Source organism: Marinilactibacillus piezotolerans (assembly GCF_900169305.1).
In the GTDB taxonomy this organism is placed as follows: domain Bacteria; phylum Bacillota; class Bacilli; order Lactobacillales; family Carnobacteriaceae_A; genus Marinilactibacillus; species Marinilactibacillus piezotolerans_A.
In genome coordinates, this window is record NZ_FWDP01000004.1 from 36,825 (window position 1) to 52,153 (window position 15,329).

Below are 15,329 nucleotides of genomic sequence, written 5' to 3' on the forward strand. Positions count from 1 at the left end.
AACATCATATGGACGAAACCGTCAATTTGTTTTTATTGATCAAATCAGCGGAAGAAAAAACGACCAGAAACGGGAAACCCTATCTAGCATTTACCTTCCAAGATACGAGTGGAGAGATGTCAGCAAACTTCTGGGATGCATCTGAAGAGGATGTTGAACGCTATCGCCCTGGTACAGTTGTGAAACTCACTGGTAAAAGAGAAGAGTATAAAGGAAGCCCGCAGCTCCGGATCAATCAGATCCGCCCAGCGCAAGACGGAGAACCTTCAAATCCTGAACTATATGTTGAAAGAGCACCTATTAAAAAAGAAAAGATGATCGAACAATTCAATAAAGCCATATTTGATATTACGAATGCGAATATGAATCGAATCGTTCGGTTTATTATGAATAAATATCAGAAAGACTTCTTTCAAAGTCCTGCAGCCAAGACCAATCACCATGCTTTCTTAGGCGGTCTGGCTTTCCATACGATTTCCATGCTGGATATTGCTCGTTCGATCAGTGATCAGTATCCATTTCTGGATAAGTCGCTGTTATTCTCAGGATTGATCCTGCATGATGTAGGAAAAGTAATAGAACTGTCAGGACCAACAGCAACCGAGTACACATTGGAAGGGAAATTGATCGGTCATATTGTGATTATTCATGAAGAAATCTCTAAGGCTTGTCAGCAGCTAAAAATAGAAGAAGCCAATGAAGATGTCGTTTTACTAAAGCATATGGTATTGTCTCATCATGGAGAATTAGAGTATGGTTCACCAGTACGTCCGCAAGTACCGGAAGCAGAGGCTCTGCATTATATTGATCAGATTGATGCAAGGATGAATATGCTGCAAGCTGCGATGAGAAAAACTGAAAAAGGTTCTTTTTCAGAAAGACTATGGGCAATGGAAAATCGGTCATTCTATAAACCGAATTTCACAGAAAAATAAACTAGGATAAAAGATAAATCTTCTAATTTTATTTGAGATTTTACATTTATTGTATAAAACTATGATGTTTTAATGAAACTTAGTGGTTTACTTGGATCTTAGGTTTAAAATTTCTCAATGCTGTGTTATATTATTCAAAGTATAATGATTAAAACAAACAGGCAGCTTAATCTTGCCGGACCGGTATCGTCTTAGTTTGTTTATACAATCAACTTTTAAAAATAGGATGTGTATTGAGAAATATGAAAAACATGAAAAAATGGTTAATGGCTACGATGGCCTGCTCAACATTATTATTAGCAAGCTGCTCGAGCAGCCCGGAAGTTGCCTCTACTGAAAATGGCAGAATCAGACAAGATGAGTTCTATGAACGCATGAAAAATGAAACAACAAGCAGCGGTCAAAAATTCGGAGAACAAGTTCTTCAGCAGATGATCTTAGAAGATGTACTTGAAAATGCACATGGTGATGCTGTAACTGAAGAAGATGTAAATGCAGAATATGAAACCGAAGCTGAACAATACGGTGGAGTAGATGCCTTTGAAGAATTGATCACTGCGCAAGGAATGACGGCTGAAGACTTGAAACAGTCTATCCGTACTTCTTTACTAGTAGAAGAAGCCATTATTTCTTATGCTGACTTTACTGACGAAGAAATCCAGACAGCCTATGATGAATATACTGTGAACAGTACAGTTGCGCACATCTTAGTTGAAGATGAAGAGACAGCTAACGACATTATTCAACAATTGAATGATGGTGCAGACTTCGCTGAGCTTGTACAAGAGTATTCTACAGATACTGCCTCAGTAGCTAACAATGGGGAAATGGAGCTCGTTGAAGGGCAGTTCCTTCCTGAATTTGAAGAAGCTGCAATGGCATTGGATGAAGAAGGCGAAATCACTCAAGAGCCGGTTCAAACAGATTATGGCTACCATATCATCAAATTAGTTGAAAAAGGTGAAAAAGGTACACTTGAAGAAGAGCGTCAAAACGTTATTGATTCACTAGTAGAAGAAAGACTAGCTGATCAGGAATATGTATTAGAAGTCATTTCAAGTTTAGTTGCAGACGCCAATGTTCAAATCGCAGATGAAGACTTAAGCAATGCAATGAGCGCTTATATGCAGCCAGCTGAATCTGAAACAACAACTGAAGAAGATACAACAGAAGAAACAGAAGATACAACAGAAGATACAACAGAAGAAACAGAAGATACAACGACTGAAGAAGAATCAACAGAAACAACAGATGACTCAACATCTGATGAAAGTAATGACACTAGCACAGAAGACGCTGAATAAGATTTAAATGAGTAAGATTTTAAAATAAAAGCAAAAAAGGAGGAAAGACCTGAATTCAGATCTTTCTTCCTTTTTTAGTACGCTGTTTATTGTGTAGTCGTTGCTTTGATATTGACGGTTGCTGCTTCGACATCTTTGTTGATTTTATCGGTTTTTCGTTTGATACGATCCATTCTTGGCTGAGCTTCATACAAGTAATCATTAGAAATTCTTTGAATATCAGTCATGAACTCCGTCTGAAGCTTCATACCTTCATCGGTTACATTTTGAATGGCCATTTTCAGATCTTTTAACTTGTCTTGAACATCATTGAATTGCTCAGTATTGTCATCGATATAGGCTTTGAACATTTCCTGATTTTCTTTTCCAGAACGTGGTGTGTTTAATAATCCATACACACCGCCTAAAACAATGCCGCTTAGTGTACCTAGTAAGAAATGTTTCATGAATTTGTCTCCTCCAATGCTTTAATGAGATCTGCTTTGATTTGATCAAGTTCTTCATCCGTATAATCGCTCGAATGATCTTCCCATTTCAATCCGAAACCATCTTGTTCACCATAACGGGGCAACAAGTGAAAATGGCTGTGAAATACGGTCTGTGATGCTGCCGCTTCATTGTTCATTAAGATGTTCAATCCTTTAATGTCAGGATTGTGATTTCTAACCGCTTTGGCGATACGCGGAATACTGGCGAATACATTTGCAGCCAGTTCCTCATCATATTCAAAAATATTTCGAACGGGCTTTTTCGTGATCACTAAAGTATGTCCTCTGGTTACTTGGGAAAGATCCATGATAGCAACCACATGATCATTTTCAAAAATTTTACGTGCGGGGATTTCGCCAGCGATAATTTTAGAAAAAACGCTGTCTGTCATATTCATTCCTCATTTCTTTCTACTCTATTACGTATTCAAGTACTTGTGTCTTCTAGTTTATCATAGAAAACAGCAAATTGTTAAAAAGAAGCATAAAACTTCCTTTTGTCTGAATAGACTTATGGTAAAATGAAAAGAACTAAAACAGGAAGGAAATGTAACTATGAGTTTAGCGATCGAACATGTGACAGGCGGATATACGAGGAGACCTGTCCTGCAAGACATTTCTTTTAAAGTTAAGGATGGTGAACTTGTTGGCCTGATTGGATTAAACGGAGCAGGCAAAAGCACAACCATTAAACATATTATGGGACTGTTGAATCCTTTTGAAGGAAAAATTACGGTCGATAATGAAACGATTCATTCAAACAGTAAAAAATACAGAAGAAGTATCGGATTTATTCCTGAAACACCGGTATTATATGATGAACTGACGTTAAAAGAACATATTCAAATCACGGCTATGGCATATGAAATTGAGGAGCAGACAGCTTTTGATCGTGCAGAGCCTTTATTGAAGATTTTTCGCCTTCACGACAGATTAGAATGGTTTCCGTCTGATTTCTCAAAAGGGATGAAACAGAAAGTCATGATCGTATGTGCTTTTATCATAGAACCGAGCTTGTATGTGATTGATGAGCCTTTTTTGGGACTTGATCCTTTAGCCATTAGGGATTTTTTAAAATTAATTGAAGAGAAAAAGCAGGATGGAGCTTCAATTTTAATGTCGACGCATGTCTTGAACAATGCTGAAAAAATGTGTGACGGCTTTGTTATACTACATGATGGAAAAATTTATGCTCAAGGAACATTACAAGATTTAAGACAGCAATTCGGTATGCCGACTGCCAGCTTGGATGAAATTTATGGTCATCTTGCAGATGAAGAAGGTTTTTTGGTATGACAGTTACTTCTTTATTCAAACAAAGGGCTTCAATTTACAACAAGCAGATTTCTCGGTATGCTAAATATGTCTTAAATGATCACATGGTCTTAGCTCTGCTGATCATGCTTGGAGCAGGGGGATTCGCCTATTCCAATTATGTTGAGACAGTCACTGTCGGAGCAGTGCTTCCAAGACTGATTTTAGTCGTATTGATGGTTGTTGTCATCTCATCCGGAACAATCTCTACGCTGATACAATCAGCAGATGCTGTCTTTCTCCTGCCAATGGAAGAAGGTGTACGGAAAGAACTGAAAAAGCGGAACGGATACAGTTTCCTGCTTTTAGCATTTCCTGTAGGATTTGCTGCTGCTGCCGCTATGCCGCTGCTTGTAGCGACACTGGGGATCGGTTTTCAATGGTGGCCTGTCTTTTTAATCACAGCAGTCAGCTACAAATTTATTGATTTAAGAGCTCAGTTTTCAGCCTGCTTGGAACCTGACGACCGTAAAAGAATGATGTTAAACAGTTTAGGGAAAGTTATCAGTACTGTCGGATTGCTTATCAGTGTATTTATCGACTTGTTTGCAGGATTAGCCTTCAGCCTGGCAGTCTGTGTAATCTCTACTATTCTTTTAAATAGAATAGAGCAGCAGAAAAGTCTGCAGTGGCATTACCTGATTGAAAAAGAAGCCAATAGAGTACAGAAGTTATTCCGATTTATCAACTTGTTTACAGAAGTTTCATTTATTGAGACTCATCCAAGACGTCTGAAATGGCTGGATCAGTGGATCGCATTGCAGTCAAGAAGTCAGGCAGATGCCCACTATTTCTATATTCTGAGGTCCTTTTATCGAAATTCATCTTATAGCGGCCTTGTATTGAGATTGGTATTGATCGGCACCCTGTTCATCATGTTCAGTCCCGGTATCTTACTGAAATTGATATTATCCATCGTCTTTTTATATTTGATTGGATTCCAGCTGATACCGATTTATCAACAGTTCAAAAATAATTTTTATTTTCAATTGTACCCAGTCGAAGAGACTGGTAAAATAAAATCCATCCAGCGAATCATAACAGAGATTCTTGGAGCTGCAGCTTTGGTTTTTACTGCTGCAAACATTCCGCAAGGAATCATCAGCAGCGTTATTATTTTGGCGGCTGGTCTACTGTTTATCACAGTCTTTACTCGATATTATATCCCTAAACGATTAAAACGCATGACATAAAAGAGATTTGAGAAAAGAGGAATCAGTTATGAAAGTAATCTGGAACAGTCAAATTGTTGAACGAGAAGAAGTCAGTATCGATCCAGAAGACAGAGGCTATCAATTTGGAGATGGAATCTATGAAGTGGTCAGAGCCTATAACGGTGTTTTTTTCTGTTTAGATGAGCATATCGACCGCTTATATTCCAGCGCTCAAAAAATTGAGATGGCGATTCCGCAAACAAAAGAAGAAATGAAGTCATTAATGAACCAGCTGCTGAAAGAAAGCGGAGTAGAAACAGGCAATCTGTATCTGCAAGTTACTAGAGGCATTGCTTCTCCGAGAAATCATGTGTACCCTGATTTAAGTGTATTACCGACGATTACCGGCAATATGACCATCGTTCCAAGAGATGCTGAAAAAATTGCTTCAGGTATCACAGCTGTTACAGAACCGGATATCAGATGGCTGAAATGTGATATCAAATCAATCAGTCTGCTGGGGAATATCATGGCCAAGCATGAAGCACACAAAAGAAACGCAGATGAAGCGATTCTTCATCGAGACGGCATTGTTACAGAATGTTCTGCATCTAATGCAGCAATCGTAAAAGACGGCGTGATTTATACTCATCCAGATGGCAACTTGATTTTACCGGGTGTTACAAAAATTGTATGGCTGAAATGTGCTGAAGCATTAGGAATTGAAGTGAGAGAAGAGCCATTTACATTGAATCAGCTCGCTGAAGCCGACGAAGTGTTCTGTTCCAGCACCACAATTGAAGTAATGCCGATACATACCATTAACGGTGAAAAAGTTAATAATGGTAAAAGTGGAGAAATTACTCGTCAGTTAGCTGACGCTTTCAAACAAAAAATCGAAGAACACTGTGGTACTGTTTAAAGACTCAAAGCAGTTTTGCTGCTTTAAAGATACAAACCGGTACAGTTGTTAAATTTTTTTACGATCTTATTTATTGAAAAAGAACATCTATCCGCTTGACGATTCCATGATTTCTTTCTACAATGGAATGGAGAATGACAACAGGAAAGAGTAAAAGCGATTATGGATAAAAGGATTGAGTATACATGGAATTAGAGAGAGAATCGGGGTGGAAACTACATCCTATCGGCGGGGACACGGGACAAGCATATATGGGCATAAAGGATGAAGAAAAGTTGTTTTTAAAACGCAATTCTTCTCCTTTTTTAGCTGCTTTATCGTTAGAAGGGATTTCACCTAAACTCATCTGGACAAAGAGAATCGGTAATGGAGATGTCTTGACTGCACAAGAGTGGTGCAATGGGAGAAATTTATATAAAGGTGAAATGCTTTCTTCGAGGGTCGCTACCATAATGAAAAAAGTGCACCGTTCTGAAAGCCTTAAACGGATGCTGCAACGTCTCGGCGGTAAAGTGATTGAACCTAAAAGCCTGCTCTTAGATTATAAGCTGATGCTTTCAAGCGACTTGGCAGAGCATCCTCAATTGAAAAGAGCGTTTCAGTGGCTGAGTGATACAGAATCCGAAATTAAAAATAATGCGGAGATCACCGTCTGTCATGGAGATGTTTCAAGAAAAAATTGGCTGCTGTCCGAAGAAGATCAGCTTTATCTCGTTGATTGGGACTCAGCGATTCTCGCGGATCCTGCCTATGATATTGGTCAGTTGTTCAGCCGCTATATTGAAAAAGAACAATGGACTGGCTGGTTGGCAGAATATGACCCTGAAATTTCAGAAGTATTTTTGAAACGAATTAACTGGTATGTACTGATGACTTTATTGATGGATGTAAAAGAAGCTCATCGCAAAAGACAGTTTATCAAAATGAATAAATCGATCATTAAAATCGACCAATTATTGAAATAAAGTACAGCAATTATATTATCGACAGTTTATACAGTTCATTTGGGGCCAGATCAATCCATCTGTCCCTATTTTTACGTAAAGGAGAAAGAATATGCGTTTAAGAAACAAACCAGGAGCAGAAGAAAAACTGCAGAAATACAGTCAATATGTCGTAGCCGATCCCGAAAAGTGGAAAGGGAAATGGCGAGAAAAGTTTGAAAAAAATCAACCTCTTCATATAGAAATTGGTATGGGGAAAGGCCGCTTCATTATGGAAATGGCGAAACAGCATCCGGACATTAATTACATCGGGATCGAGCTGCAGACCAGTGTGATCGTCTCCGCTTTAGATAAACAAATTGAAGAAGAGCTTCCAAATGTTCAGCTGCTTCAGGTCAATGCACAAAATCTGCAGTCTTTTTTTGAAAAGGGAGAAATAGATCGTATCTATTTAACATTTTCCGATCCTTGGCCAAAGAACAGACATGAAAAAAGACGGTTGACCTATCGAGACTTCTTGAACAGCTATGAAACGGTTCTGGATGAAGACGGTGAATTGCACTTCAAAACAGATAATCAGGGCTTGTTTGAATACTCGCTGATCAGCTTTTCTCAAAAAGGGATGGTTTTGAAAGAGTTGTATCTGGATCTGCACAATAGTGATGTAGAAGGCAACATTATGACTGAGTATGAAGAGAAATTTTCTAAAAAAGGGAATCGTATCTATAAAACCGTTGCATACTTTCCAACTGAACAATAAGCGATAAAAAATGCAGTGAGGACTCTCCTAAATGAAGAGTGCTCACTGCATTTTATCTTTTGATTTATACTCTATATAGATCAATCAGACTGCCAGTATAAGCATCGGCAATAAATTCGTATTGTACCAGTACATTTTCTTCTAAGCGAGAAATTCCGCCATAGTAGACATCGGTAGAATAAGCGAATTTCTTCCAAGGCACTTTTGTCAGTTCAATCCAAGAACCATCAATCGGTCCTTCCTCACGAAACTGATCTTTCACTTGTTCTAAGATTGTATCCGCATGAATCGTCTGTTTTTTTGAAACCTTAGGATACAGTAGAAAACCTAACAGGAAAGAAACAATGAATCCGATTGCGCCCAGAAGATAGGTTGTCTGTTTTTGAGTAAATTTATTTTCCATTGTACAGCCTCCAGATTGTGTTTACTTAAATAGGTTCTCTTGTATTTTAACATACATATGGAATAATCGTAATAGAATATAAATGAAAGAGACTTAAAAAGAAAAGATTTTTTGTGTATAATTAAAAAGATCGTTCTAATCCTTTAGAACAGCGAAAGAATGAACGGCGCAAACCTGTGAACAGTAAGCTTGAGTATTCTAGAATTGACATAAAGGGAGGAAAGCCAGTCAGGTTGCTGGCGAGAATAATGGGAGATCAAACGTTTGAACTGATTAAAAAAGTAACAGAACTACAAGGGACCAGCGGATTTGAACATGCCGTCCGTCAATATATGAAAGAAGAAATGACCCCGCTTGTAGATCGGGTAGAACAAGATGGCCTAGGTGGCATTTTTGGGATCAAGCAGTCCGAAAATACAGGAGCACCGAAACTGATGATTGCGGCTCATATGGATGAAGTCGGGTTCATGATTGGAGCTATAACAGAAAAAGGCTTGTTTAAAGTTGTACCGCTTGGAGGATGGAACCCTTATGTCGTCTCTGCCCAGCGCTTTACACTGCAGACAAGTAAAGGAAATTATCCTGTGGTTTCTTCTTCTATCCCGCCGCATTTATTGAAAGGGAAAACGGCTAGCGCACCCTCAGTTGAAAATATTTTATTTGATGCCGGATTCGAATCAAGAGATGAAGCGATGGAATATGGCGTAAGACCAGGAGATACAATCGTTCCGCAAGTAGAAACCATTAAAATGGCAAATGGAAAAACGATTTTGGGCAAGGCCTGGGATAACCGTTATGGTGTTGCAGTTGTATTAGAAGCACTGAAAGCTGTGCAAGGAGAGCATCTTCCGAATACATTGATTGCTGGTGCAAATGTTCAAGAAGAAGTTGGATTGAGAGGAACAAAAGGGGCTGTTACGAAGTTTGATCCAGATGTCTTTATGGCAGTTGACTGTTCCCCTGCGAATGATATTGCCGGCGGACCGGATGCCTATGGAAAACTGGGAGAAGGCTTTTTACTGCGGATACAAGATCCAGGAATGATACTCTCAAAAGAAATGCGTGACTTCTTACTGGATACTGCAGAGACGCATAATATTCCGTATCAGTACTTTATCTCTAAAGGCGGAACAGACGCTGGAGCTGCTCACCAGATGAATCACGGAATCCCTAGCGCCGTTATTGGAGTATGTGCTCGTTATATTCATACACATCAGACGTTATTTAATATTGAAGATTACGAAGCTGCAAGAGAAATGGTCATTCAAGTCATCAAATCTTTAGACAAGTCAACACTGGAAACATTGAGAAATCATTAAAAAGAAGATTAAAGAAAGCAAGAGGAGTAGATTATGTTAATTAGCAGTTATAACAATAAAGGAATGAACGATGTATTGACCGTTCAGCTGAAACAAATTTCTGTTGAAGAACAAATAGCAGAACGAAAAGGAAATGTAACAAAAATCAGCATTAAAGAGACAGGGGAAACAGCAGGTTATAATTTTTTTGATGCATCTTCTATTATAGAAGTTGCTGAAAATGGTCCCATTACTTTAACGGAATCTCAAGTATCGGCTTTAAATCAACAAATAGAAGCGAACGGCTGGAAAGACACATTGACAGCTGATGAATCACCGAAATTTGTGGTTGGATTTGTTAAAGAATGTACCCCTATGGAAGATTCAGATCATTTAAATATTACACAAACAGAAATAGACAATAACGAAGTTGTTCAGATTGTCTGCGGAGCTTCTAATGTCGAAAAAGGGCAAAAAGTAGTCGTCGCAAAACCAGGAGCTGTTATGCCGGACGGATTAGTGATCTGGCCAGGTGAACTACGCGGCGTAAAAAGCAGCGGCATGATCTGTTCTGCAAAAGAACTAGGTATGGAACAAACAACCAAAGGAATTTTAGTACTGGAAGATTCAGAAGAAACGGGTAAACCTTTTACCGCACAACGTTAAGCTAACAGAAATTTAATCTAGATGCGAAAGGAGGAAGCGATGTGAAAGACTACGATGGACCAAGTTTTTTAAAACACACTTATAAGCAGATAGAACATACTTCTACAGAACGTCTAAAAAATAATATGGGGCTTTTTAAGACAGAAGATGAAAAAGCAAATGATCGGAAGCTGTTCAAAGAAAAAACTGCTCATACGCTTCCCAGCCAGATTAAAAAAAGAAATGATATTGAGAAAGGGTTCCAGGAGTATTTGAATGAGCGAAAAAGCAATCCTGCGTCTATACGTTCAGAGCATTATATCGAACCGCCATTTGAAGCCAGTAAAGTGCCTTCTCCCATCTTTGGTTATAAACAACCGGCGTTAAAGCAAGAAGAAAAATGGAGTTACGAACAATTAAAGCAAGAGCTTGAGAAACCGGCAGAAGACTTTATCTTGTTTGAAGAATTTGCGACACCTGAATTGCGTCAACAGTGGAGTAAAGAAGGACAGCGGGATTCAGAGAAAAGTCAGTCGTTCGAAAACGCTGAAAAATTGCAGTATAGTCAGCAGCCTAAAACTTTGAAAGAACAGTTTTCTTCAAAAGATACCCAAAGCAGCGAAAATCCAAATAACAAAAGAATGCGCTTGAAACGATCACTGATGCATATCATCCAAGAAGAACAGTTAGGCAATAATGAGAAAAAAAGGAATATTCCAGGATTTTTTTCTGATGAAAATGAATAAAGTCTTATCTCTTAAATGTGTCAAAGACTAGATTTTTTGAACTTTTTCCATTATAGTATACAATCGTATGTAATTAATCTAGTTTATGCCATAGGCAAGAGACTATGCGGATCAGCGTATAGCAAATATTTGGAGGATTTTAAAAATGGATCAATCGAAAATTTACCATTTTGTTGGAATTAAAGGTTCTGGAATGAGTGCGTTAGCGCTGATTCTGCACGACAAAGGATTTGATGTACAGGGTTCAGATGTCAACAAGTTCTTTTTTACCCAAGAAAATCTTGAAAAAGCTCACATTCCAATTTATGTTTTTAATGAAAACAATATTAAAGAAAATATGATCATTATTGCAGGAAATGCATTTCCTGACACACATGAAGAAATTGTTCGGGCACGAGAATTAGGATTAAAAGTCATTCGCTACCACGACTTCCTTGGAGAATTGAGCAATCAGTTCACAAGTGTATCTATTACCGGATCACATGGTAAAACCAGTACAACTGGGCTATTATCTCACGTTTTGAGCGGAATCGAAAAGACAAGTTACTTGATTGGAGACGGTACAGGACATGGCGAAGAAGATGCAGAATACTTTGTATTAGAAGCCTGCGAGTACCGCAGACATTTCTTGGCTTATCAGACGGACTACGCACTGATTACCAATATCGACTTTGATCATCCAGATTATTATACGAGCATTGAAGATGTGGAAGAAGCTTTCCAGACCTTCGCTTCGCATATTAAAAAAGCAGTATTTGCCTGCGGTGATGACGAGCGGTTACAAAACCTGCAGGTAGCTGTCCCCGTTGTATTCTATGGCTTTGGCAATAATAACGATTTTCAGGCAAAAAATCTGGTCCGCACTACAGAAGGATCTTCCTTTGATGTCTATGTGCGTGGAGATTATTATGGCCAGTTTACGATTCCTTCTTTCGGAAAGCATAATGTACAAAATGCATTAGGCGTTATTGCTTTTTGCCATTACGAAGGAGTCAACCAGGATAAAGTGGCTGAACGTCTGAAAAGTTTTTCTGGAGTTAAAAGAAGATTCACTGAAAAACAAGTGATGGACACAGTTATTATAGATGATTATGCTCACCATCCTGCAGAAATCAAAGCAACTTTGGACGCAGCACGTCAAAAATATCCTGACAGAGAAATCGTTGCTGTTTTCCAGCCGCACACATTCACCAGAACAGTAGCTTTGCTGAGCGAGTTTGGTGAAGCACTGGATTTAGCGGATTTTGTTTATCTCTGTGAAATCTTCACTTCTGCCAGAGAACAGTCGGGTACGATCACGATTGAAGACCTGCTGGATAAAACAGAAAAAGGTGTTTCTGTTGTCAGCGAAGAAGACATGTCCCCGCTGCTGAAACATAGAGGATCTGTTTTTGTCTTTATGGGAGCTGGGGATGTTGAGAAGTTTGAGCATGCCTTTGAATCATTGTTAAGTCAGACAAAAGCACAATATTAAAAAAATGTTTAGATAAATATGGCTATTTTCATAAAACTATCTCGTTAGAGGTAGTTTTTTTGTGGCTAAAAACCAGTTTTGTCATCTCTTGAATGAATAAAGCTGCAGAATAAGGACGTTCTCTTTTTTAAAGTATCCATTTTTGATAAAATAAGTAAAATGATGTCTTAATTGAACGGATAAAATGAGGAGTCGAAGCTGATGGCTGAGCAAAAGAAATTATTATTAATTGATGGGTATAGTATAGCATTTCGTGCTTTTTACGGCTTACATAGCCAGTTAGAACGAATGAAAAACAGAAACGGTCTACACACAAATGCATTATATGGTATTCATAATATGCTGGAAGTAATTGTAGACAAAGAACAACCAACGCATGCATTAGTGGCCTTTGATGCCGGGAAAACGACTTTTCGTCATGAATACTTTGAAGATTATAAAGGCGGAAGATCCAGTATGCCAGCGGAATTCGCCGAGCAGATTCCTTTTATTAAAGATCTGCTTGCCGGTTTCGGTTTGAAATCTTATCAGCTTGTCAATTATGAAGCGGATGATATTATCGGAACACTTTCGAAACAGGCTGAAGCTGAAGGGTTTGATGTAGTGATTCTGACAGGAGATCGAGATTTGACACAGCTGGCATCTCATAAAGTCAGGATTGATATTACCAAAAAAGGCGTCAGTGATTTAAAAGAATACTCAGCAGACTCGATTATGGAAGAAATGGGCATCGAGCCGTATCAGATTGTGGATATGAAAGGGCTCGCAGGAGACTCATCCGATAATATCCCTGGTGTAACTAATATTGGAGAGAAAACCGCTCTGAAACTGTTGAAAGAGTATCATTCTATCGAAAAACTTTATGAAAAAATAGATGAAATGAAAAAGTCCAAGCGAAAAGAAAACCTGATCAATGAAAAAGAAACTGCACTGCTCAGTAAAAAGCTGGCTACGATCGATGTCAATGCTCCAATCGAGATCACCTTGCAGGAACTGGCTTACGCTGGAATGAATATGGAAGATTTGATTGCTTTTTATAAAGAGATGGACTTCCAATCTCACTTGAACAAACTAGACACAGCTGAATATATGGAACAGCTAGCAGATGAAGTGGATGATATTGAGTATCAGTATGTGCACGAAATCACTGATGATATGTTTGAACCGGATATGGCACTTTACATTGAAATGCTGGACGATAATTACCATCAATCAGAAATCGTTTCTGTCGGATGGGGAAATGAAAAAAATCGGTTCGTTGCGGAACCGCTTCAAGCTTTCCAATCAGAGGCTTTCAAAAAATGGATAGAGTCTGAAACGATCCGAAAAGCTGTATACGATACAAAGCGGACCTATGTAGCATTAAATCGTAAAGGATTGAAGTTAAGAGGAACAAGTTTTGATATTCTGCTTGCTTCTTATCTGCTCACAGCAGAAGACAGCAGCAGCGGAGATGTAGCGGATATCGCTAATAAACATGACTATCAAGCAGTTTCTCCAGATGAAGTGGTCTATGGAAAAGGCAAAAAGAAGAAAGTCCCTGATGATTTATCATTAATGAGAGACCATATTGCACGAAAATTACAAGCAATTGTGACGCTCTCTAACCAGATGAATGCTCAACTAGTGGAAAATCAGCAAGAAGAGCTGTTGAAAGACATGGAAATTCCGCTGGCAGTTGTATTAGCGGAGATGGAGATTCAAGGAATCACAGTAGACGCCGACCGTCTTGAAAGAATGAAAGCAGAATTTGCAGAGACATTAACTTCAATCGAGGAAAGAATCTTTGAAGAAGCTGGCGAAGAATTCAACATCAATTCCCCTAAACAATTGGGCGTAATCTTGTTTGAAAAAATGGGATATCCAGTTATTAAGAAAACAAAAACAGGTTACTCTACAGCTCAAGATGTTCTGGAAAAATTAAAAGACGAAGCACCGATCGTTGAATATATTTTGCAGTACAGACAGATTGCCAAGATTCAGTCTACTTATATTGAAGGCTTGTTGAGAGTGATTCATCCAGAATCAAGCAAGATCCATACTCGTTACTTGCAGACAGTAGCTCGTACAGGACGGTTAAGTTCAGTAGATCCTAATCTGCAAAATATTCCAGTGCGTCTGGAAGAAGGCCGAAAGATCCGGGAAGCTTTTATTCCTAGAAAAGAGGGCTGGAAAATCTTCGCATCAGATTATTCACAAATCGAATTGCGAGTCTTAGCGCATATTTCAGATGACGACCATCTGAAGCAAGCATTTATTGAAGAACAAGATATCCATACCAGTACAGCTATGCGAGTCTTTGATCTGAAGGATCCCAGCGAAGTAACGGCGAATATGCGCAGAGATGCAAAAGCCGTTAACTTTGGTATCGTCTATGGAATCAGTGATTACGGCTTATCTCAAAGTCTGAATATTACCAGAAAAGAAGCGCAAGAATATATTGATACGTACTTTGACAGATTCCCTGGTGTTAAACAATTTATTGATAATATTATACGAGAAGCCAAAGATAAAGGATTTGTAGATACCTTATTCCACAGAAGAAGGTATCTGCCTGAAATCAACTCTCGCAACTTCAATCTGCGGACGTTCGCAGAAAGAACGGCGATGAATACGCCGATTCAAGGGAGTGCTGCCGATATACTGAAAGTAGCAATGATCAATATGGCAGATAAAATTGAAGAAAAAGGACTGCAGGCTACAATGCTGCTCCAGGTTCATGATGAACTGATTTTTGAAGCTCCGGAAGAAGAAATCCCCGTATTAAAAGACTTAGTCAAAGAAGTCATGGAGACGGCCGTTGATTTATCTGTACCGCTTAAAGTAGAAAGCAGCTGGGGAGACAGCTGGTATGAAGCAAAATAATTAAATAAAAGAAGCAAGAATCAAAGCGGAATATTAAGCTTTTTCTTGCTTCTTTCCCTTTGAACCCTGAAAAAGAA

At 38.7% G+C, this 15,329-nt stretch carries 15 protein-coding genes; 12 read left to right on the forward strand and 3 right to left on the reverse strand.

Annotated features, from left to right (window positions below):
* The first annotated feature begins 8 nt into the window (after positions 1-8).
* On the forward strand, positions 9-935 hold the full coding sequence (locus tag B6F02_RS04160) for a 3'-5' exoribonuclease YhaM family protein (protein WP_080147371.1): 927 nt from the start codon (positions 9-11) through the stop codon (positions 933-935).
* Positions 936-1,177: 242 nt separating this feature from the next.
* Entirely contained in the window at positions 1,178-2,239 is a 1,062-nt protein-coding gene (locus B6F02_RS04165; RefSeq protein WP_256864646.1) for a peptidylprolyl isomerase, read from the forward strand.
* An 86-nt stretch (positions 2,240-2,325) separates the two neighbouring features.
* Here B6F02_RS04165 and B6F02_RS04170 read toward each other — a convergent pair whose 3' ends face one another.
* Complete coding sequence (locus B6F02_RS04170; protein WP_080146117.1) at positions 2,326-2,685, reverse strand: YtxH domain-containing protein; 360 nt, start codon at positions 2,683-2,685, stop codon at positions 2,326-2,328.
* Positions 2,682-3,119, reverse strand: coding sequence for an HIT family protein (locus tag B6F02_RS04175; protein WP_080147373.1), 438 nt, complete (start codon positions 3,117-3,119; stop codon positions 2,682-2,684). Before B6F02_RS04175 ends, B6F02_RS04170 begins: the two co-directional genes overlap by 4 nt.
* 163 nt (positions 3,120-3,282) lie before the next feature.
* On the opposite strand from B6F02_RS04175, the gene B6F02_RS04180 reads away from it, so the two are divergent.
* The 5 genes from B6F02_RS04180 to trmB all read left to right on the forward strand — a co-directional run bounded on the left by B6F02_RS04180 (position 3,283) and on the right by trmB (position 7,821).
* On the forward strand, positions 3,283-4,023 hold the full coding sequence (locus tag B6F02_RS04180; RefSeq protein ID WP_080146118.1) for an ABC transporter ATP-binding protein: 741 nt from the start codon (positions 3,283-3,285) through the stop codon (positions 4,021-4,023).
* Positions 4,020-5,234, forward strand: coding sequence for an ABC transporter permease (locus B6F02_RS04185; protein ID WP_080146119.1), 1,215 nt, complete (start codon positions 4,020-4,022; stop codon positions 5,232-5,234). Before B6F02_RS04180 ends, B6F02_RS04185 begins: the two co-directional genes overlap by 4 nt.
* Positions 5,235-5,262: 28 nt before the next feature.
* Positions 5,263-6,117: a D-amino-acid transaminase gene (dat, locus tag B6F02_RS04190; protein WP_080146120.1), complete on the forward strand. Its 855-nt coding sequence runs from the start codon at positions 5,263-5,265 to the stop codon at positions 6,115-6,117.
* A 185-nt stretch (positions 6,118-6,302) separates the two neighbouring features.
* The gene (locus tag B6F02_RS04195; protein ID WP_080146121.1) at positions 6,303-7,082 is read left to right on the forward strand and encodes a phosphotransferase family protein; all 780 of its coding nucleotides are present in this window, start codon (positions 6,303-6,305) and stop codon (positions 7,080-7,082) included.
* A gap of 91 nt (positions 7,083-7,173) precedes the next feature.
* Positions 7,174-7,821 carry a tRNA (guanosine(46)-N7)-methyltransferase TrmB gene (gene trmB / locus B6F02_RS04200; protein WP_080146122.1) on the forward strand — a complete coding sequence of 216 codons (648 nt, stop codon included), beginning with the start codon at positions 7,174-7,176 and terminating at the stop codon, positions 7,819-7,821.
* Positions 7,822-7,885: 64 nt separating this feature from the next.
* On the opposite strand, the gene B6F02_RS04205 is transcribed toward trmB, so the two are convergent.
* On the reverse strand, positions 7,886-8,224 hold the full coding sequence (locus tag B6F02_RS04205; protein WP_080146123.1) for a hypothetical protein: 339 nt from the start codon (positions 8,222-8,224) through the stop codon (positions 7,886-7,888).
* 248 nt (positions 8,225-8,472) lie between these two features.
* On the opposite strand from B6F02_RS04205, the gene pepA reads away from it, so the two are divergent.
* The 5 genes from pepA (at position 8,473) to polA (ending at position 15,252) form a co-directional block, all read left to right on the forward strand.
* Positions 8,473-9,543 (forward strand): glutamyl aminopeptidase, encoded by a 1,071-nt coding sequence (gene pepA, locus B6F02_RS04210; RefSeq protein WP_080146124.1) that lies wholly within the window; start codon positions 8,473-8,475, stop codon positions 9,541-9,543.
* 33 nt (positions 9,544-9,576) lie between these two features.
* The gene (ytpR, locus tag B6F02_RS04215) at positions 9,577-10,188 is read left to right on the forward strand and encodes a YtpR family tRNA-binding protein (protein WP_080146125.1); all 612 of its coding nucleotides are present in this window, start codon (positions 9,577-9,579) and stop codon (positions 10,186-10,188) included.
* Between the two features lie 41 nt (positions 10,189-10,229).
* Entirely contained in the window at positions 10,230-10,913 is a 684-nt protein-coding gene (locus B6F02_RS04220; protein ID WP_080146126.1) for a hypothetical protein, read from the forward strand.
* 145 nt (positions 10,914-11,058) lie between these two features.
* Positions 11,059-12,387, forward strand: a complete 1,329-nt coding sequence (murC, locus tag B6F02_RS04225) for a UDP-N-acetylmuramate--L-alanine ligase (protein WP_080146127.1) — start codon at positions 11,059-11,061, stop codon at positions 12,385-12,387.
* A gap of 201 nt (positions 12,388-12,588) precedes the next feature.
* Positions 12,589-15,252: a DNA polymerase I gene (gene polA, locus B6F02_RS04230; protein ID WP_080146128.1), complete on the forward strand. Its 2,664-nt coding sequence runs from the start codon at positions 12,589-12,591 to the stop codon at positions 15,250-15,252.
* The last annotated feature ends 77 nt before the right edge of the window (positions 15,253-15,329 follow it).

Coding starts and splice junctions, on each gene's coding strand:
- B6F02_RS04160 (WP_080147371.1), top strand. CDS start 9: ATGGACGAAACCGTCAATTTGTTTTTATTGATCAAATCAGCGGAAGAA.
- B6F02_RS04165 (WP_256864646.1), top strand. CDS start 1,178: ATGAAAAACATGAAAAAATGGTTAATGGCTACGATGGCCTGCTCAACA.
- B6F02_RS04170 (WP_080146117.1), bottom strand. CDS start 2,685: ATGAAACATTTCTTACTAGGTACACTAAGCGGCATTGTTTTAGGCGGT.
- B6F02_RS04175 (WP_080147373.1), bottom strand. CDS start 3,119: ATGACAGACAGCGTTTTTTCTAAAATTATCGCTGGCGAAATCCCCGCA.
- B6F02_RS04180 (WP_080146118.1), top strand. CDS start 3,283: ATGAGTTTAGCGATCGAACATGTGACAGGCGGATATACGAGGAGACCT.
- B6F02_RS04185 (WP_080146119.1), top strand. CDS start 4,020: ATGACAGTTACTTCTTTATTCAAACAAAGGGCTTCAATTTACAACAAG.
- dat (WP_080146120.1), top strand. CDS start 5,263: ATGAAAGTAATCTGGAACAGTCAAATTGTTGAACGAGAAGAAGTCAGT.
- B6F02_RS04195 (WP_080146121.1), top strand. CDS start 6,303: ATGGAATTAGAGAGAGAATCGGGGTGGAAACTACATCCTATCGGCGGG.
- trmB (WP_080146122.1), top strand. CDS start 7,174: ATGCGTTTAAGAAACAAACCAGGAGCAGAAGAAAAACTGCAGAAATAC.
- B6F02_RS04205 (WP_080146123.1), bottom strand. CDS start 8,224: ATGGAAAATAAATTTACTCAAAAACAGACAACCTATCTTCTGGGCGCA.
- pepA (WP_080146124.1), top strand. CDS start 8,473: ATGGGAGATCAAACGTTTGAACTGATTAAAAAAGTAACAGAACTACAA.
- ytpR (WP_080146125.1), top strand. CDS start 9,577: ATGTTAATTAGCAGTTATAACAATAAAGGAATGAACGATGTATTGACC.
- murC (WP_080146127.1), top strand. CDS start 11,059: ATGGATCAATCGAAAATTTACCATTTTGTTGGAATTAAAGGTTCTGGA.
- polA (WP_080146128.1), top strand. CDS start 12,589: ATGGCTGAGCAAAAGAAATTATTATTAATTGATGGGTATAGTATAGCA.